This is a genomic window from Parabacteroides caecihominis, from assembly GCF_023656785.1.
Lineage (GTDB): Bacteria > Bacteroidota > Bacteroidia > Bacteroidales > Tannerellaceae > Parabacteroides > Parabacteroides segnis.
The window spans coordinates 43,107-60,987 of sequence record NZ_JAMOKS010000009.1; the positions used below are offsets into that span (position 1 = coordinate 43,107).

General features: G+C 45.5%; 14 protein-coding genes. 8 read left to right on the forward strand and 6 right to left on the reverse strand.

Annotated elements, in window-relative coordinates:
* Positions 1 to 58: 58 nt before the first annotated feature.
* The 3 genes from NBH14_RS09185 to NBH14_RS09195 are packed head-to-tail and all read left to right on the forward strand — an operon-like array spanning position 59 to position 5,483.
* Entirely contained in the window at positions 59 to 1,081 is a 1,023-nt protein-coding gene (locus NBH14_RS09185) for an efflux RND transporter periplasmic adaptor subunit (RefSeq protein WP_250817347.1), read from the forward strand.
* Positions 1,078 to 4,170 (forward strand): efflux RND transporter permease subunit, encoded by a 3,093-nt coding sequence (locus NBH14_RS09190; protein WP_250817349.1) that lies wholly within the window; start codon positions 1,078 to 1,080, stop codon positions 4,168 to 4,170. The genes NBH14_RS09185 and NBH14_RS09190 overlap by 4 nt, the downstream gene beginning before the upstream one ends.
* Positions 4,171 to 4,190: 20 nt before the next feature.
* Complete coding sequence (locus tag NBH14_RS09195; RefSeq protein ID WP_250817351.1) at positions 4,191 to 5,483, forward strand: TolC family protein; 1,293 nt, start codon at positions 4,191 to 4,193, stop codon at positions 5,481 to 5,483.
* A 129-nt stretch (positions 5,484 to 5,612) separates the two neighbouring features.
* Here the strand turns inward: NBH14_RS09195 and NBH14_RS09200 are convergent, their stop codons facing one another.
* Complete coding sequence (locus NBH14_RS09200; RefSeq protein WP_250817353.1) at positions 5,613 to 6,065, reverse strand: NanQ anomerase/TabA/YiaL family protein; 453 nt, start codon at positions 6,063 to 6,065, stop codon at positions 5,613 to 5,615.
* Between the two features lie 205 nt (positions 6,066 to 6,270).
* Between NBH14_RS09200 and NBH14_RS09205 the strand changes: the two genes are divergently transcribed.
* From NBH14_RS09205 to trhA, 3 genes are read left to right on the forward strand one after another with little or no spacing between them, the layout of a single operon-like run.
* Positions 6,271 to 8,481 (forward strand): heavy metal translocating P-type ATPase, encoded by a 2,211-nt coding sequence (locus tag NBH14_RS09205; RefSeq protein ID WP_250817355.1) that lies wholly within the window; start codon positions 6,271 to 6,273, stop codon positions 8,479 to 8,481.
* Positions 8,482 to 8,500: 19 nt separating this feature from the next.
* Positions 8,501 to 8,707, forward strand: coding sequence for a heavy-metal-associated domain-containing protein (locus NBH14_RS09210; protein WP_250817356.1), 207 nt, complete (start codon positions 8,501 to 8,503; stop codon positions 8,705 to 8,707).
* Positions 8,708 to 8,713: 6 nt separating this feature from the next.
* On the forward strand, positions 8,714 to 9,373 hold the full coding sequence (trhA, locus tag NBH14_RS09215) for a PAQR family membrane homeostasis protein TrhA (RefSeq protein ID WP_250817358.1): 660 nt from the start codon (positions 8,714 to 8,716) through the stop codon (positions 9,371 to 9,373).
* A gap of 75 nt (positions 9,374 to 9,448) precedes the next feature.
* On the opposite strand, the gene NBH14_RS09220 is transcribed toward trhA, so the two are convergent.
* The 5 genes from NBH14_RS09220 to NBH14_RS09240 all read right to left on the reverse strand — a co-directional run bounded on the left by NBH14_RS09220 (position 9,449) and on the right by NBH14_RS09240 (position 15,643).
* The gene (locus NBH14_RS09220; RefSeq protein ID WP_250817360.1) at positions 9,449 to 10,768 is read right to left on the reverse strand and encodes a TldD/PmbA family protein; all 1,320 of its coding nucleotides are present in this window, start codon (positions 10,766 to 10,768) and stop codon (positions 9,449 to 9,451) included.
* Position 10,769: 1 nt separating this feature from the next.
* Positions 10,770 to 12,302, reverse strand: coding sequence for a TldD/PmbA family protein (locus tag NBH14_RS09225; RefSeq protein WP_007656925.1), 1,533 nt, complete (start codon positions 12,300 to 12,302; stop codon positions 10,770 to 10,772).
* Positions 12,303 to 12,308: 6 nt separating this feature from the next.
* On the reverse strand, positions 12,309 to 13,550 hold the full coding sequence (locus NBH14_RS09230) for an anaerobic sulfatase-maturation protein (protein WP_186959372.1): 1,242 nt from the start codon (positions 13,548 to 13,550) through the stop codon (positions 12,309 to 12,311).
* A 200-nt stretch (positions 13,551 to 13,750) separates the two neighbouring features.
* On the reverse strand, positions 13,751 to 14,764 hold the full coding sequence (locus tag NBH14_RS09235; protein ID WP_186959371.1) for an N-acetylmuramoyl-L-alanine amidase family protein: 1,014 nt from the start codon (positions 14,762 to 14,764) through the stop codon (positions 13,751 to 13,753).
* Between the two features lie 54 nt (positions 14,765 to 14,818).
* Positions 14,819 to 15,643 carry an exodeoxyribonuclease X C-terminal domain-containing protein gene (locus NBH14_RS09240; RefSeq protein WP_186959370.1) on the reverse strand — a complete coding sequence of 275 codons (825 nt, stop codon included), beginning with the start codon at positions 15,641 to 15,643 and terminating at the stop codon, positions 14,819 to 14,821.
* A 194-nt stretch (positions 15,644 to 15,837) separates the two neighbouring features.
* Here NBH14_RS09240 and sucC point away from each other — a divergent pair, with 194 nt between their 5' ends.
* Together sucC and sucD are read left to right on the forward strand one after the other, a co-directional pair.
* Positions 15,838 to 16,977 (forward strand): ADP-forming succinate--CoA ligase subunit beta, encoded by a 1,140-nt coding sequence (gene sucC, locus NBH14_RS09245; RefSeq protein WP_186959369.1) that lies wholly within the window; start codon positions 15,838 to 15,840, stop codon positions 16,975 to 16,977.
* Between the two features lie 13 nt (positions 16,978 to 16,990).
* The gene (gene sucD / locus NBH14_RS09250) at positions 16,991 to 17,854 is read left to right on the forward strand and encodes a succinate--CoA ligase subunit alpha (protein ID WP_186959368.1); all 864 of its coding nucleotides are present in this window, start codon (positions 16,991 to 16,993) and stop codon (positions 17,852 to 17,854) included.
* The last annotated feature ends 27 nt before the right edge of the window (positions 17,855 to 17,881 follow it).

Consider the following 17,881-nt stretch of genomic DNA (forward strand, 5'->3'; position numbering starts at 1 on the left):
GATTCTCATCACTTTTGCATCGTTTATTTCTCTTTAATATACTAATAAATAGATAGGTATGAAGATTGTAGAATGTGCGGGCATTTCTTTGTTTATAATTCTGTTGATGAGCTGTTCCGGCCAAAAGGATAAGCCGACGGAAGAGAAGGTAATACCTGTGAAAGTGGTTGAAATAATGGGCAGCAGCCTTGTTGATGGTCAAAATTATGTTGGAACGGTGGAGGAAATGTCTGCCTCTTCCCTAAGTTTCCAGGTTATGGGGAATGTGCAGGAAATTCTTGTCCGTGAAGGGCAGAAAGTTCATAAAGGGCAGCTTCTGGCTTTGCTGAATCGTGCGACTCTTCAGGATACGTATGACGCATCCCGTGCTTCCCTGGTGCAGGCACAGGATGCTTATGACCGTATGAAAACATTGTATGAAAACAAAAGTCTCCCGGAAATCAAATGGGTGGAAGTGCAGAGTAAGCTGCAACAGGCACAGTCGATGGAAAGCATCGCCCGGAAGAATCTGGAAGATGCCAGCCTGTATGCTCCTTTTGATGGTGTAATCGGAAAAAGAAATGTGGAGGCAGGCGAGAATGTGCAGCCCGGTAAACCGGTTTTCACCTTATTGGATGTAGGGACAGTGAATATTAAGATTGCCGTACCGGAAAAAGAAATACCGTTCATCGACCACCGGAAAGCGGCTATAACCGTTGCTGCTTTGGGAGGCCGGTTGTTTGAAGGCATGGTTACGGAGAAAGGCATTACCGCTAATCCGGTATCCCATACCTATGAAGCCAGGATAAAGCTGGATAACAGGGATGGAGCGTTATTGCCGGGAATGGTTTGCCGGGTGAGGGTGGAAAATAAGGATAGGGTTACTACTATCTCGTTGCCTAATAATGTGATACAATTATCGCACACCGGTGAACGGTATGTCTGGTGCCTGCGTGACGGAAAGGCCAAAGCGGTAACGGTTCGTATCGGAAAGTTGACCGACAATGGCGTACAGATAACGGACGGACTGAGCGAAGGTGACCTTGTCATAACAGACGGTTATCAGAAGGTAAGTGAGGATATGAAAGTGAAAGCCTTATGAAAAGACAGCAGGGAATTATAGAATGGGCCATGCATTATTACCAGATCACCTTATTGGTGCTGACCGTCTTGGTCGGTCTGGGAATTTATGGCCTGGTAAATATGCCGAAACAGGAGTTTCCGGAATTTACCATCCGCCAGGGTGTTGTCGTGGGCGTTTATCCCGGGGCGACTTCTGCCGAGGTGGAGGAACAACTGGCAAAGCCTTTGGAACGCTATCTTTATACTTTTAAGGAGATAAAGAAGAAGAAAACATATTCCATGTCGCGTGACGGAATGGTGTATATCATGGTGGAGCTGAACGATGAAGTGAATAATAAGGACGAAGTCTGGTCTAAGATTAAGCTGGGTTTGCAGAACTTCAAATCGCAATTGCCTTCGGGTGTCCTGGCTGTCATTGCGAACGACGACTTCGGTGATACCTCCGCTTTGTTGATTACGCTTGAATCGGAAGATAAAACATACCGTGAACTGGAGGATTATCTGGAATCACTGGAAGACCGCCTCCGTCGTATTGAGTCTGTTTCAAATCTGCGCCGTTACGGCATACAAAAGGAGCAAATCAGTGTCTATCTCGACAGGGATAAACTGACGGCTTACAAGTTGGATACCCGAATGTTGATGACAACACTTTTCACACAAGGATTTACCACATCGGGAGGCTCGTTGAAAAGTGAAGACCTCGATATTCCAATCCATTTCTCTAACACCTATGCTTCTGAAAAAGAGATAGCCGACCAGATTATCCTGGCGGATGGTGACGGGAATATAATCCGTCTGAAAGACATAGCACGCATTGTCCGTGAATATCCCGAGCCTGACAGTTATATAATGAATAACGGAAAGAAGGCTATCATCCTTTCCATGGAGATGCGGGAAGGCAATAATATTGTACAGTACGGGAAGGAAGTGGATAAGGTGCTGGCAGCTTTCCAGGAAGAGCTTCCGGAAAGCGTGTCCATTCAGCGGATTGCGGACCAACCCAAGGTGGTGGATGATTCAGTGAGTTCGTTTGTGCGTGACCTCTTTGTCTCCATTGTGGTCGTTATTCTGGTGATGATGCTGCTTTTTCCTTTCAAATCGGCTATTGTTGCGGCTACTTCCATTCCGATCAGTATTTTTATATCTATCGGGATTATGTATGCTGTGGGCATCCCGTTGAATACGGTTACATTGGCTGCTTTAATTGTTGTTCTGGGGATGATTGTGGATAATTCCATCATTGTTATAGATGCTTATCTGGAACGGCTGGATAACGGAATGTCCCGCTGGCATGCCGCAGTATCGAGTGCCAAGAACTATTTCTCTTCCATCTTTCTGGCAACGCTCAGCCTTTGTATTATTTTCTATCCGTTGCTGTTTACGATGACGGGGCAGATGCTGGACTTTCTGAACTGGTTTCCCTGGACGATAACGATTTCATTGATGACCTCGTTGGCTATTGCCATGATATTTATTCCCATGCTGGAACACACCCTTATCAAAAAGGGATTGAAAAACGGGCAGAAGACGGACGGAAAGAAACGTTTCAACTTGTTGGATACGGTACAGGCTGTCTATGAAAAGGTACTTGAATGGACTTTTCGCTATCCCAAAACAACGTTGTTTATCGGGGTTCTATCCGTGTTGCTGGCTGTGGTGATTATGATGCGTATCCCGCAACGAATGATGCCGGAAGCAGACCGTGACCAGTTTGCTATAGAGATTTATTTGCCGCAAGGTTCGTCATTGGATAAAACGGCAGCCGTTTGCGACAGCGTATATGCTTTATTGAAAGATGACGAACGGGTTTTGTCGGCTACCGCATTTGTGGGAATGGCTTCCCCGCGTTTCCAGGCAACTTATGCTCCGAATATGGGTGGAAAGAATTATGCGCAGTTTATTGTAAATACAACATCCGTAGAGGCAACAACCGACCTGTTGGATGAATATGCCAATGCTTATGCCGATTATTATCCGGATGCTTTCATCAAGTTCAAGCAGTTGGATTATCAGACTGTGAGTTTCCCGATAGAAGTTCGCTTTATGGGAGATGATATAACAGCCTTGAAGCAGGTGGCTGATACATTGATGACATCATTGCAGGATATGGATGGCCTGGTTTGGGTTCATACGAATTTTGAGGAGATGCTACCCGAAGTTCGTGTAACGCTTGACCCTGTGGAGTCGTCCCGCCTGGGAATTTCGAAAGCGATGGCGGCGGCCGATATGGTTATCCGTTATAACGGTATGTCGGTCGGCTCTGTCTGGGAAGGCGATTATCCGTTGGCTATCTGCCTGAAATCGGATAAGGGAGAGGATGCATACGATTCGTTTGGTGGGATAGGGGATGCTTATTTGCCGACGGCTGTTCCGGGTGTCAGTGTTCCGCTTCGCCAGGTGTCTGAAATACAGGGAGGATGGAATGAAGGGCAGATTGTTCGCCGTAACGGAGTGCGTACGTTGAGTGTGATTACTCAGGTTAAACGCGGCTTTAATGAAACGAATATGCAGAAGAAGGTAGAAAAGGTGATGAACAACCGGGTGATACCCAATCTTCCGGAGGGCGTATCTTTTGAATACGGAGGTGTAAAAGAGTCTGACGAGGAAATTATTACTCCGATAATAGAGGGGCTTTCGATTGCCGTCATTATTGTCTTCCTGTTCTTGCTGATAAACTATAAGAAAATCGGATTGGCTGTTGCTGCCCTTACTTCTATTTTACTGTGCCTGTTCGGTGCTGCTTTCGGTCTCTGGGTGTCCGGGATGGAGTTCAGTATCACTTGTGTGTTGGGTATAATCAGTTTGATAGGTATTGTGGTACGTAATGCGATTATGATATTCGACCATGCCCAGGATTTACGTATCAATCATCATATCTCTGTCAAAGAGGCTGCTATGGATGCCGGTAAACGTCGTATGTTACCGATTTTCCTGACGTCGGCAACAACTGCGGTGGGGGTTGTCCCGATGATTATCAGTAACAGTGCCTTATGGACTCCGATGGGAGTCGTGATTTGTTCGGGAACAGTATTTGCCATGATATTGGCCGTTATTGTTATTCCGGTATTTTACTGGATGATATTCGGCGGGAATAAAAAGGTCGTATAACTAAATTAAGAGTAAAGAATATGTCTGGAAAAAAGATAATATATGTTTTAGGCAATCTCCTTTGTCTTTTGCTGGTACCGGCTTTATCTGTCGAAGCCCAGCGTAGTTTGACACTGGAGGAATGCAGCCAACTGGCATTGGAGAATAATGCCCGGATGAAGAATGCCCGTTTAGATGTAAAAGGTGCGGAAGAGGTGCGTAAAGAGGCTTTCACGAAATATTTTCCATCTATAAGTGCGACGGGAGGCGCTTTTACCTCAGACAATGGAATGGCAGAGTTGGCGCTGGTCCCCGGTCTGTTAGAAATGACAATGGCAAAGAACGGTATTATGGGAGGAGTGACAGCAGTCCAGCCGGTTTTTGCAGGAGGACAGATACTTAATAATAACAAACTGGCTGCCCTGGCGGTGGAAGTGAGCCGTTATCAGATGAAACAATCGGAGAATGAAGTATTGCTGACTGTCGAACAGTATTACTGGCAGCACGTTTCTTTGCAGGAAAAGAGAAAAACGGTTTCCTTACTGGAAACATTAATCGACAACTTGTATAAGGATGTGGAGGCTTCCGTTCGTGCCGGCGTGGCAAACAGGAATGAATTGTTACAGGTTCAACTAAAAAAGAATAGTATAGCCAGTGACCGGCTGAAAGTGGATAATAATTTGCGTCTGTCAAAAATGTTGTTGTCTCAGTATATCGGAATGCCGGAAGATGATTTTACCGTTCAGGCAACTTTACAGGAGCCTCTGCCTTCGCCGGAGACTTACCGGATAGACCTGATGAGTGCCTTGCCGACGACTGTTGCCTATAAACTGCTTGATAAAAATGTGGAAGCCAGCCGTCTGCAATATAAATTGAAAGTCGGTCAGAACCTGCCGTCGGTAGGAATAGGTGCCGGCTATATGTATCATAATATTTTGGATACCGATCATTCTTTCGGGATGATTTTTGCCACGGTTTCTGTCCCCTTAACCGATTGGTGGGGCGGTTCGCATGCTATCAGGAAGCAGAAGTTGCAATTGAAAGCGGCTGAATATACACGGCAGGATACCAATGAGAAACTTCTTTTACAGATGCAAAAACTCTGGAATGAATTGGAAGAGGCCTATGAACAGGTAAAGATATCGGAAGAATCGGTAAAAACGGCAGAAGAAAATGTACGTCTGAGTACAGATTATTATCAGGCAGGAACAGAGACATTGAGTGATTTGCTGAATGCCCAGTCTTTACTACAACAAAGCAGAGACCAATATACGGACGATTATACCAATTACCTGATTAAACGGACGGAATATTTACAGGCAACCGGACGGTAAGTTAAGAAGTTGTGTTATTTAAAGAATAATGGGGGAAGCTAACTGGATTTTAGCTTCCCCCTCGTTTTATTGTAAATACTTACTGATGACTCCCATTAGTGCCGTTAGGCCAATGGGTTTTATAAGCAGTTATTCTTCGACTTGTACTTTGACAATCACTTTGCGGATATTTCCTTCTCCGATACCGGGTGCATGGCCGTCTTCCGGAAAATAGATGGCGAACTGTCCGGGATAGATTTTTGTATAGGCAGTCGGGCGGTCAACGAAGAAAGCGATATCTTTCTCTTCGTTATAAGGCACGGAAACTTCCTGTAATTCGCATCCCGGTTTCCAACCGATTTTTTCTACACCTAGAAGGGGAAGCTGGATATCGATATATTTCTTATGCGTTTCGATTGCAACATCGTTTTTATCTTTGCCGGATAAACTGGCTACGCTGACAAACAGGCGGGAACCGTCCAATTCGTATTTGCCGTCTTCCATTTTGGAGAAGTCAGTAGCTTTTACATAATCAAAAGCTTTTTTAAACAAAGGGTGCAAGCATTCAACCTTTTCTGTGTTATTCAAGGAGTCAAGTATCATAACTGTATTCGTTTTATAAATTCATTCGTTAATTCGTCTGACAAAGGTCGGGTATTCGATTGTTAAATAATAGGACAAATATACCAAATAAAACTATTAAATTCGTACATATCTTAATGAGCGTAATGAAATTCCGCAACTTTGTTGCAACTGATTTATTCGTATCTTTGTTCTACAATAGAATCGGTATAAAATAAACATAATAATGAAAGATGTAGAAAGTAAGGTACTGCCCGTCCTTGAGATGAGTTGTGCGGTTTGTGCCAATAACGTGGAGAGTACCGTCAAGGCACTACCCGGAGTAGAAGAGGCATCTGTTAATTTTGCAGCGAACACTTTATCAGTTACATACCATCCTTCGGTAATCAGTTTACAGAAAATGCAGGAAGCCGTACAGGCTGCCGGATATGATTTGGTGGTTGAGGCCGAAGACCCGCTGGCCGTACAGGAAGAGATGGCGCGTAAGCATTATAAAAAACTGAAGCGGAATACAATCGGAGCATGGATATTATCAGTGCCTTTGGCTTTATTGGGGATGGTGTTTATGCACATGCCCTACGCCAACTGGATAATGATGGTGCTGGCATTGGCTATTATGGTTCTGTTCGGGCGATCGTTTTATGTGAACGGCGTGCGCCATGCGCTGCAAAAGAGTGCCAATATGGATACTTTGGTGGCCCTCAGTACTTCCATTGCTTTTATATTCAGTTTCTTCAATACGGTTTATCCGCAGTTCTGGATTGAAAAGGGATTGGAGCCGCATGTGTATTATGAAGCCTCAGGGGTGATTATCGCCTTTGTGCTGTTGGGCAAGTTGATGGAGGAGAGGGCGAAGAACAGTACTTCTTCTGCTATTAAAAGCCTGATGGGATTACAGCCTAAAACGGCCCGTCTTGTAACTGACGGAAAAGAGGAGGAAGTTCCTATCTCTTCTTTGAAAAGGGGGAATATTGTAAGTGTTCGGCCCGGTGAGAAAATACCGGTGGACGGAACTTTGCTGCAAGGCTCTTCTTCCGTAGATGAAAGCATGCTGAGCGGGGAACCGATTCCTGTGGAGAAAGTTGCCGGTGACCGGGTATTGGCCGGAACAATCAACCAAAAAGGTGCTTTTACGATGGAGGCGACCGGAGTCGGGAATGAAACGGTTCTGGCGCAAATCGTCAAGATGGTGCAGGCTGCCCAGGGAAGTAAAGCGCCCGTGCAACGTATAGTTGACAAAATAAGCGGTATATTTGTCCCGGTAGTCGTTCTCCTGTCTATCGTAACGTTTATCTGCTGGATGGTGATTGGCGGCGGGGATTATTTTTCTTATGCCCTTCTTTCAGCTGTTTCAGTATTGGTGATTGCCTGTCCGTGTGCCTTAGGGCTGGCAACTCCGACGGCACTGATGGTCGGGATGGGAAAAGGAGCCGAACGGCATATCCTGATAAAAGATGCTTATGCATTGGAGACTCTTTGTAAAGTCGATACGATTGTACTGGATAAGACGGGGACATTGACGGAAGGGATTCCGGTTGTCGTGGATTCCTGCTGGCTGACAGAATCGAATGTCTGTTATCTGGATATTCTCTATACTGCGGAATTGAAATCGGAGCATCCGCTGGCGTCTGCCATTATTCGTTGGCTGGAAGATTCGGGAGCCTCTACGTGTGAAGCCGGTAATTTTGAAAGCCTTACCGGCCGGGGAATCCAGATGGAAGTCAATGGTGTTACTTACTGGGTTGGAAGCCACGGATTGTTGGAGGTATTCGGTTCGGAGATACCGGATGACACTATGAAGCAGATACGTAAATGGCAGGACAACGGAATAAGCGTCGTTTATTATGGCGAAGGTAACCGTTTGCTAGCTGTACTGGCTATTTCAGACCGCATCAAACCGACATCGGCAGCGGCTGTAAAGACCCTGACGGATATGGGAATAGAAGTGCATTTGTTGACAGGCGACGGTGTGAAGACGGCGGAAAGAGTGGCTGATACTTTAGGTATAAAGTATTTTAAGGCTGAAGTGATGCCTGATGATAAGGAAGAATATATCATGGCTCTTCAAAAGTTAGGAAAGAAAGTAGCTATGGTAGGCGACGGCATAAACGACTCGCAGGCACTGGCTCGTGCCGATGTGAGCATTGCGATGGGAAAAGGGACGGATATTGCGATGGATGTTGCGATGGTGACGTTGATAACATCTGATTTGTTGTTGTTACCGGAAGCAATCAAATTGTCGAAACGAACGGTGCGGCTGATTCATCAGAATCTGTTTTGGGCCTTTATTTACAACCTGATAGGAATACCTTTGGCGGCCGGCGTTTTGTTCCCGGTAAATGGGTTGTTATTGAATCCGATGCTGGCAAGTGCGGCGATGGCCTTCAGTTCCGTTTCTGTGGTGCTTAACAGCTTGAGACTGAAATTTATGAAATAATAGTATAAACAAAAAGATTATGGCAACAATGAAATTTAAAACAAACGCAAAATGCGGCGGCTGCGTGGCTGCTATCGGTGCTAAACTGAATAAGTTGGTGAAGGATGATGAATGGTCTGTCGACCTGAAATCGCCGGATAAGGTTTTGGAAGTAACAGCGGATGTTCCTGTTGATAAAATAATTGCAGCAGTAACAGATGCCGGTTTTAAGGCTGAACAATTGTAACCTGCGATGGTCAGGACCAAACAAAGACAAACTTATGGTGAAGAAGTAGCCAATGTGCTGACACACGGTGCAGGAATGATTTTCGGGATAGTTGCTATCGTTTTATTACTGATAGCTTCTATCCGTAATGGAAATCCCTGGGCAGTGGGTAGTTCGGTGGTTTATGCGCTTAGCATGACGCTCTCGTATATCACCTCTACATTTTATCATGCTTCGTCCCATGCGCGGCGAAAGAGATTACTGCGTCGTTTTGACCATAGTGCTATTTATATACATATTGCAGGTACTTATACGCCTTTTACTTTGGTAGCGCTCCGGCAGGAAGGCTACTGGGGATGGATATTATTTGCAATTGTATGGACTGCTGCCGTTATCGGTGTTTTTCTCAGTTTCAAGAAGATGAAAAAGATCGATCATCTGAAAACTACTTGTTATCTGGCAATGGGCTGGGTGGTTATTATCGCTTTCAAGCCTTTGGTTGATGTCTTTCAACGAACGGATTCAATGGATGTGTTGTACTGGCTGATTGGCGGAGGATTGTTCTATACGGTAGGATGCGTTTTTTATTTTTTCGATACATATAAATATATGCATCCGATGTGGCATTTCTTCGTTCTAGGCGGTAGCGTCTGCCATTTTATTTCGATTTATTTATTGATAAGATAAAGAAAAGGATATTGCATAAGTATTTGACAGTTACGGTGTCAGCTGCTTTTGCAATATCCTTTTTCTGAATAAGTATTATAACCCGCTGAAATCAACGCCATCGAAAAGTAATGACGGAATACGCCAGCTGGAGAACAGGCGAGGGTCGTTTCCTGCTTCTGTCAGATTATTCCATAAAGCAATCATGTTTCCGGTTGCATTCATTTCTGAAATCGGCTGGGTCAATTTACCTTTTTCGATAAGGAAGCCTTCCACGCCATACGAGAAATCGCCGGTTGTGCTGTTGCAGTTACCTCCGTTGAAACCTGTAACGAGAATACCTTTATCTACTGAAGCGATAAGGCTATCCGTATCTTTGTCGCCCATCTGCATAGTCAGGATGGAGGGGGAGGCAATAGTCGGCTTCACTTCCATCTTGTTGGCTGAATAGGTATCGATATAATAGGTCTTCAATACTCCGTTTTCGAATACGGGCATCCGTTTGGTGGCAACACCTTCACCGTCGAAATAACGGGCGCCGGATGCTTTGATAAGATGCGGCTCGTCTATGAGGGTAAGTTTGTCTCCCAATACTTTCTGGTCGAGCTTATCCAATAAGAAAGAGTTTTTCTGCTGGATGGAAGAACCGTATAAAGCATCGATAACAGGAGATAACAAACGACCGGAATTCATGTTGTCGACAATCATGCGATATTTGCCGGAAGCCACTTTCTTTTGTCCCAGCTTGCGGAAAACACGTTCCAATGCCTTTGTACCCAATCCTTCCTTAATCATCGTATCGAAATACAGGGAAGAATCGTACCAGTAAGATTCGGGACGGGCATCGCCTTCGCCACGGATACTGACGCTGGCAACCAAGCTGAAAGAAGAACCGCAGGCTTCACCTTCGAAACCATTGCTGGCAACCATATATTTAAAGTCTTTCTCATCGCTGTAAGAAGAGTTGGCAGAAATGATACGGTCGTCTTTTCCCATCATTTCTTCACAGGTCTTCATGGCCAACGATACTTTTTCGTCCGGCTGTATGGAGTCGAATTTCGGGTCAATCAGTTGCAGGTCGGTACCGCCACCTTTGTAGTACAGGGAAGCGTCAGGCAATGTACGGGCCTTGTCTTCTGCCAGGTAACGGGTTGAATCGATTCCGTTACGGATAAATTTTTCTAGTTCCTTTTTATCCAAGCGGTTGGTGGAGAAAGAACCGTAACGGCCATCGACAAACAGATGGATAACCAGACTGTTTTCAGAAGCCTGCTGTAAGCGGTCAATCTTCATGTCCCGGATTTCGAATGAACTGCTGGAACCATTATACAGCGTTACCCGTGAGGACTGGCAACCGTTCTTTAATGCGAACTCCATGGCCCATTGGGCCAGTTTCTTATTATCGTTAGTTATCATATCAATTTTCTCCTCCTACAGTAAGTTTACTAACCAGGGCGGATGGCATACCGCAAGTTACCGGACAGGATTGTCCGTCTTTGCCGCATGTCCATGTGCCGTTATCCATCTTATAATTGTTGCCCACCATGGTGATGTCGGCTAAGGCTTTCGGGCCGTTACCGATGATGTTGATATCTTTGATCGGCTGTGTCAGTTTTCCGTCTTCAATCAGATAGCCGTCTTTTACAAAGAATGTAAAGTCGCCTGCACCGATCTGTACCTGCCCATTGGTAAAGCTGGAGGCATAGATACCTTTCTTTACAGTTGAAATCATCTCTTCTTCCGTCACGTTTCCGGCCTCCATATAAGTGGCACGCATACGGGGGATAGGCATCTGGCGGAACGACTCTCGACGTCCGTTGCCTGTAGAAGGGATACCATAATGTTTCGCACTGATGCGGTCGTGCAGATAACTCGTCAGGATACCTTCTTTCACGATATATGTCTTTTGTCCTTCCACACCTTCGTCGTCGATATTCACGGAACCGCGGTTGAACGGGATTGTACCGTCGTCAACCACATTGATATGTTCGTTGCAGACTTTCTTATTCAGCTGGTCGGAGAAAATGGACGTGTTCTTGCGGTTGAAGTCGGCTTCAAACGCATGTCCGATGGCTTCGTGCAACAGGATACCTGAACCACCGGCACCCATCACGACAGGCATTTCGCCGCCTTTAGGTTTCACGGCCTGGAAGAGGATAGACGTTTTTTCTACCGCCTCTTTTGCTACTTCGGCTATGATTTCGTCGGTCAGGAACTCGGCGCCCATACGGAATGCGCGGGAAGCGTAAGAATTTTCAATCTTACCGTTGTCTTCCATGATGCAGACGGCGCCCAGGGTTACCATCGGACGATAGTCGTAATATGTCTGTCCTTCTGAATTACAGAAAAAGATGTGCGACGTTGTATCTCCGAGAGAAGCCATTACCTTATGGACGCGTTTGTCGAGTGCAAAAATCTGGTCGTTCAGTTTTTGCAGGTAAGGCGTTTTCTGGTTGACGGCAATCTCGTCCCAAGGAGTTTGCACACCGTAGTAATTATTGATAATCGGTTCTTCAGTCAGTTTGGCCGGTCCTTTTCCGGCAGCGCCGTTAGCGATACGGGCAGCCGTACGGGCGGCTGTCAGCATCTCGTCGAGCGAGATATTTTCAACGTAGGCATAGCCTGTCTGGTCTCCGGACAAGACGCGTACGCCCATTCCGAAATCTATGTTTGAAGAGGCGCGGTTTACCGCACCGTCTTGTAAACCGATGTTGTTTCGATAAGAATGTTCGAAGAAGAGGTCTGCATAATCTCCTCCTTTTTCCAGTGCTGCGTTCAGCACTTTTTTCATATCGCTTTCGCTTAAACCGAAATGGTTTAACGCAAACGAGATACCGGCAGCTTTATCAGCAGTACTACCGGCACAACCTTCTAAAAAAGAAGGAACTGCCAGTGAACCAAGCATAACCATACCTCCTGTTTTAATAAAATCACGTCTGTTGTATTTCATATTGTTTTATAAAATCTCTCTGTTCTCTTTTGCCCATTGCATCACGTTTGCGGGCGGACGCTGAGCCAATAATTCTTTTTTCATAAAATCCATATAGGGCGCTACGTGCCTGAAATATTTTTTGTAGCCTTTGCACAGATAGTTTAATCCCGGTTCGCCGCTGGCTGTATGCAGGAAGCGGTTTTTGGGACATTCTCCGTTGCAGGCAAAGAGGTATTCACATTCTTTGCATTGCACCGGCAACTTATCGTATTTATCAGCTCCGAACTTTAACTGGTTCTGGCTGTACATCATTTCCGTTAATGTCTGCGTGTAGATGTTACCCAGTTTATATTCGGGGAATACAAAGTGGTCGCACGCATAAAGGTCGCCATTGAATTCCATCACGCCGGCATGTCCGCATGTCCGGGCCAGGGTGCATACGCCCGGCTGTTCTCCGACCCAGTTTGCCAGTGTGGCATCGAATAACTGGATATAGTAATTTCCCACATCTTCTTTCAGCCATTCATCGAAGATGGCACAAAGGAAATCACCCCATTTTTCGGAATCGACGGAGAAGGGAGCCAGTTTTATATGGGCATCCTGTTGTTCCGGCGAAGTCAGCGTTGTCCCGTCCGTGTGTTTTCCCAGCCGTTCCACGATAGGGGCGAACTGGATATAATGACAATCTATTTCTTTGAAAAAGTTATAAAAATCAAGCGGATAATCGACATTGTAATCGTTTACGACTGCCATTGCATTGTATTCTACCTGATGTTTTTTCAGCAACTCGATTCCCTTCATCACTTTGTAGAAGGAGGGAAGGCCCTGGCGGTTCCGGCGGTATTCGTCGTGAAATTCCTGCGGACCGTCGATTGATATTCCAACCAGAAAGTTGTTATCTTTGAAGAAACGGCACCAGTCGTCTGTCAGCAACGTCCCGTTTGTTTGGATACAGTTGTCTATCTGCCTTCCACGGCCGTATTTCTGTTGAAGTTCGAGTGCTTTTTTGTAGAAACTTATCGGACGCATCAGTGTTTCGCCGCCGTGCCAGGTGAAGAGTACCTGAGGCATTGTCTGGCATTCCAGATAATCTTTGATGAATTTTTCCAGCAGTTGCTCGCTCATGATGTGATTCTTTACCTCCGGATACAATTTCCCTTTTTCCAGGTAATAACAATACTCGCAGGCCAGGTTACAGACCGAGCCTACCGGTTTCAACATCACATAAACGGGTTTTGCAAAAGGAGATATGTAAGAATTATTCATGGTGTTTTAAAACGATTCAACAATAATCTCACAAAGGTATGTATTTTTTATGGAATAACGGTTGTTCTTAAGGGGTAATAATTAGAAAAAATTGAGCTGTCCGATTATCGACCGGCTCATTTTCGAAAGAATGTTTGTATATATGTTTTGTCATTAAAACGCCTATGTTTCAACAACGGTTATCATATACCGTCTCCCGTTTATTTCAGTTTTTTCCTGTAACGTTGGTAATCGGTCATGAAACCTTCGCAGAGCCAGTTTGCTAAAGCCTGGCGGTTGTCGCTGAGAATGAAACGTTTCTGGTCGAAGCTATTTTGTATGTTGCCGAGTTCGACAAAAACGGAGGGAGGCGTTGTTTTTCTTAAAACATACAGTCCGCGCTGGCCAACTGTCCCGGTGAATCCGCGGCTGGGCTGATGTCTGTTGTATTTGTGCTCGAAAGTCGATTTCATTGTCTTTGACAGGTGTTTGCTTTCCGAATTTTTGTCCTGATAATAGAAGAAAACATCTGTCTGGTGACTTTTACTGCGGCTGTCGATATGCATGAAGATGGCGCGTTTGTATATTTCTTTGTCTTTCTTGAATAAAGAGTTGATTTTGTCGCACCGTTGTTCAAGACGGCGGAACTGGTTAAACGGTATCGGGTCGCCCATGCAGGTTTCGCGTTTACTGTTTTTCAGGAATTTGTCGTTGCGGATACCGTCTTTGGCATCCTGGATGATGATGTGCACTTTGGCGCCCCGCATCAGCAGGTTACGGGCCAGGCGGAGCATGACGTCGTAAGCATATTCGTCTTCGTGAAGTTCTACATTGCCCATTTTACCGATGGCTCCGGGGTCGGGACCGCCATGTCCGCTCACCAGATAAAAGCAGCAGCCTTTCAACTCGGAGGACGTGACTTTGTATTCGGCCATTTCCTTGCCGAATAAGGGCTCGTAATTAGGTTTCCTTGCCGTGGTAGCCGCTGCCCCCTTTAAGGGCGGCAATTGGTATTTAACGCCCATTTTCAGGCTATTCCCATTGCCGAGTTTAGTCTTGTTCAGTTTTACGAACTCATCATGATACTCTTTTCCGACACGATTATGGCGTTTCAGAAAAAGGGTGATGCCTTCTCCCTTTTTGGGAAATGCTTTCTCTTGGGCAAAGAGAGTGCCGTTGAAAATAAAGAGTGCAACGAATACAAATAGTACGAGCGTTATTTTTTTTGTAAACATGTTTTCCGGTTATAATGCGGTAAAGATAGGAAAAGCTGCTAAATAACAGAAATATTATTTCATTTTTATATATCCCAGCTTCGTATACCGGATATTCCGGGAAGTGTAATGTTTGATTACTTTGGCCGAACGGATATGCATGACTTCTCCCGCCTGATAAGCATGGTCGGCATTACTTAACTTACCGCTTTCCAGGCTACGGTCGGATGCCCGGATGGTGAAGAAAAACAGATTGCCAGATTCATCAGAAGCAACAATTTTCTGGTCGACGTAAAAATGGGTGGTTCCCCGGATTGAACGGGTTTTGTACGGATTGTCTTCCACTTTCACCCGCCGGACGGAAAGATGCAAATCGTTTAATTTCTCATCTATCGTTCCGATAAAACGGCTGACAGGCACTTTGTGCATGCGGGAAGTGTTCAGGTCCTGATATACCCATGAATAGGTCGCTGCCAGTTCCTTGAAACGTCTTTCGCTTTGTACGCGTGCTTCATATTTGTTGGCAATCCAGGTAATATATTTAGGGTCGATGGCAGCCACTTCAAACAGATGATAACCGCGGTATTTACCAAAAGAGATAATGTCGTCGGCATTGTGTGAGATGGATTCCAGTTTCATTTTAACCGTCAGCCTGGCGAAAGAGTTGGCTGTTGTTTTCATCGCTTTTTCCACTGAATTTATAGCGTTCACATCCAGTGTGGAGAGAAAAACATTCGGATGAAATTCCGCTGCCGGATTGTAGAACCAAAGTGTGTAATAAGCCGTTTTTTCATTCGGCAAAAGTATGAAATACACACCTTTATCTGTGTTTCTGCCTTCGTTAAACGTATTCAGTTTATCCAGGACAAATTGCTCAATATAACCTGAAATATTATCCATAACTCATCCTCCTCATATTCTTCCCTAACAAATATAGGAAAAAGAAACGAGTTTTCCTAATAAAAGTCCGGTTAATACAGGTTATTTCTCCTTTTATGCTGGAAAACAGCCGGATATATATGGAAACTTCAACAACTTCTTCATTTATTTATCTGTTATAAAAGAAGAGTGAATACCACTAAATTATTTACCAGATGAAGATACACGAATATCAGGCGAAAAAATTCTTTTCAGACTATGCGATTCCAGTGGAACGGCACATTCCGTGTAACACGGTACAAGAGGTTACGGCTGCTTTCAGTCAGCTGGGGAATGAAAAGGTTGCAATCAAGGCACAAGTATTGACCGGAGGAAGGGGAAAGGCAGGAGGTGTTAAACTGGCAGGCAATGCGGAAGAAGCATTGCAGCACGCCGAAGCGATTCTGGGCATGACGATTAAAGATTTCCCTGTCACCCGTGTGATTGTGAGCGAGGCGGTGAATATCCATCTTGAATATTATGTCAGTTTTGTTATCGACCGCAATTCCCGTTCAGTTGTCCTGATGATGAGTGCGGAAGGAGGGATGGATATTGAGGATGTGGCTCGCCGGAGTCCCGAAAAGATATTTCATTTCCGGATCGACCCGCTTATCGGGATTCCGGATTATCTGGCACGCCGTTATGCCTTTACCTTGTTCGATAAGATAGCTCAGGTGAACCAGATGGCTGCGATTATCCGGAATATGTACCGGCTCTTTATCGAGAAAGATGCTTCTCTGGTTGAAATCAATCCGTTGGTTATGACGAAGGACGGGGTCTTGATGGCTATTGATGCCAAGATGACGTTCGATGATAACGCATTATACCGCCAGCCTCGTGTCTTGGCCCTGTTTGAACCGACAGAGGAAGAAAAGACGGAGGCGCAGGCGAAGGAAAAAGGTTTTAGTTATGTGCATCTGGACGGCGGGATTGGTTGCATGGTGAACGGTGCCGGACTGGCGATGGCTACGATGGATATGATTAAATTGTATGGCGGAAACCCGGCTAATTTTCTGGATATAGGCGGAAGTTCGAATCCTGAAAAAGTGATTGAGGCAATGAAGCTACTTTTAAAAGACCGGCAGGTAAAGGTTGTGCTGATAAATATTTTCGGAGGCATTACGCGTTGCGATGATGTAGCCTACGGGCTGCTGAAGGCTTTTGAGCAAATTGATACCGATATTCCTGTCGTTGTCCGCCTGACAGGCACGAATGAGAAGGAGGGGCGCGATTTGTTGCGTGACACTCGTTTCAAAGTTGCCGAAACAATGGGAGAAGCCACTCTGACGGCTGTTGAAGCATCACATAAACAATAAAAGAAAAGTTACCATGAGCATATTGATAAATAAATCGACCCGGCTGGTCGTGCAGGGAATAACCGGACGCGACGGCCTCTTTCACGCACTGAAAATGAAAGAATACGGAACCAATGTCGTAGGTGGCACCTCACCGGGCAAAGGCGGTACGGAAATCGAGCATATCCCGGTTTTCAATACGATGTACGATGCCGTACAGCAAACACAGGCTAACACTTCGATAATATTCGTCCCTGCCCGTTTTGCGGCAGACGCTATTATGGAGGCGGCCGATGCCGGGATTGAGCTGATTATCTGTATCACTGAAGGAATCCCGACCGTCGATGTCATAAAAGCCTATCGTTTTGTCCAATTGAAAGGGGCAAAGTTAATTGGGCCGAACTGTCCCGGATTGATTTCACCGGGTGAAAGTCTGGTCGGAATCCTGCCGGGAAAGGTTTTCACGAAAGGTCATACGGGGGTGCTCAGCCGTAGCGGGACACTGACCTATGAGATCGTTTATCATTTGACGGCCAACGGTATGGGGCAGTCTACCGCAGTAGGAATGGGAGGCGACCCTGTTGTCGGCCTCTATTTTCGCGAACTGCTGGAGATGTTCGAGAAGGATTCGGAAACGTATTCAATCGTGATAATCGGAGAGATTGGAGGAAATGCCGAGGAACTGGCTGCCGATTATATCCGTAAGCATGTCACCAAGCCGGTGGTCGGCTTTATTGCCGGCCAGTCCGCACCGCCGGGTAAGCAGATGGGACATGCCGGCGCTATTATTTCCGGAGGGGCCGGTACGGCAGTCGAAAAGATACGTGCTCTGGAAGAAGCTGGAATAAGGGTTGCCAGCGAACCAGCTGAAATACCGGAACTTTTACGTTACAAATGAAACTTTATCCTTATCTTTGTACCTTCG

Excerpts from the sequence above, each read along its gene's own strand:
- NBH14_RS09185 (WP_250817347.1), top strand. The coding sequence starts at position 59 with ATGAAGATTGTAGAATGTGCGGGCATTTCTTTGTTTATAATTCTGTTG.
- NBH14_RS09190 (WP_250817349.1), top strand. The coding sequence starts at position 1,078 with ATGAAAAGACAGCAGGGAATTATAGAATGGGCCATGCATTATTACCAG.
- NBH14_RS09195 (WP_250817351.1), top strand. The coding sequence starts at position 4,191 with ATGTCTGGAAAAAAGATAATATATGTTTTAGGCAATCTCCTTTGTCTT.
- NBH14_RS09200 (WP_250817353.1), bottom strand. The coding sequence starts at position 6,065 with ATGATACTTGACTCCTTGAATAACACAGAAAAGGTTGAATGCTTGCAC.
- NBH14_RS09205 (WP_250817355.1), top strand. The coding sequence starts at position 6,271 with ATGAAAGATGTAGAAAGTAAGGTACTGCCCGTCCTTGAGATGAGTTGT.
- NBH14_RS09210 (WP_250817356.1), top strand. The coding sequence starts at position 8,501 with ATGGCAACAATGAAATTTAAAACAAACGCAAAATGCGGCGGCTGCGTG.
- trhA (WP_250817358.1), top strand. The coding sequence starts at position 8,714 with ATGGTCAGGACCAAACAAAGACAAACTTATGGTGAAGAAGTAGCCAAT.
- NBH14_RS09220 (WP_250817360.1), bottom strand. The coding sequence starts at position 10,768 with ATGATAACTAACGATAATAAGAAACTGGCCCAATGGGCCATGGAGTTC.
- NBH14_RS09225 (WP_007656925.1), bottom strand. The coding sequence starts at position 12,302 with ATGAAATACAACAGACGTGATTTTATTAAAACAGGAGGTATGGTTATG.
- NBH14_RS09230 (WP_186959372.1), bottom strand. The coding sequence starts at position 13,550 with ATGAATAATTCTTACATATCTCCTTTTGCAAAACCCGTTTATGTGATG.
- NBH14_RS09235 (WP_186959371.1), bottom strand. The coding sequence starts at position 14,764 with ATGTTTACAAAAAAAATAACGCTCGTACTATTTGTATTCGTTGCACTC.
- NBH14_RS09240 (WP_186959370.1), bottom strand. The coding sequence starts at position 15,643 with ATGGATAATATTTCAGGTTATATTGAGCAATTTGTCCTGGATAAACTG.
- sucC (WP_186959369.1), top strand. The coding sequence starts at position 15,838 with ATGAAGATACACGAATATCAGGCGAAAAAATTCTTTTCAGACTATGCG.
- sucD (WP_186959368.1), top strand. The coding sequence starts at position 16,991 with ATGAGCATATTGATAAATAAATCGACCCGGCTGGTCGTGCAGGGAATA.